Below are 423 nucleotides of genomic sequence, written 5' to 3' on the forward strand. Positions count from 1 at the left end.
CGGCCCGCCCCGGCACGATCTTGGGCAATCCGGGCATCTCGTCCAGCCGACGCCGCATTTCCAGCATATGCCGGTTTACGCCGCCGCCCCCGTCCCCGTACCCGTAAGACAGCAGCAGCTCGCGGTTGATATCCTTGTCACGGTACGTATCCCAGGTCCCCTTGACGGTGAACGGCTCGATCTGGCCGTTGTACGTGTACCACCAGACGTTCGGATCCGCCAGTTCGGGCGTCGTGATGAAGTGCGTCAATACCTCCGAGCCGTCGATGCCCCGCCATTTAAACGTGTCGTGGGGCATCCGGTTGTACTGGCTCCAGCTGATCTTGGTCGTCATAAACGTCTTGATGCCGGACTTGCGCAAAATCTGCGGCAGCGCCCAGCTGTAGCCGAACACGTCGGGCAGCCACAGGTAGTCGCATTCGA

The 423-nt window shown here is 61.5% G+C and carries 1 protein-coding gene; it reads right to left on the minus strand.

Features of this window, described 5'->3' with window-relative positions; translation table 11 throughout:
* On the minus strand, positions 1-423 hold a 423-nt coding region (locus KVT38_RS33540), incomplete at both ends, for a glycoside hydrolase family 38 N-terminal domain-containing protein (protein ID WP_483298215.1).

Source organism: Cohnella sp. GbtcB17 (assembly GCF_019091135.1).
Lineage (GTDB): Bacteria > Bacillota > Bacilli > Paenibacillales > Paenibacillaceae > Cohnella.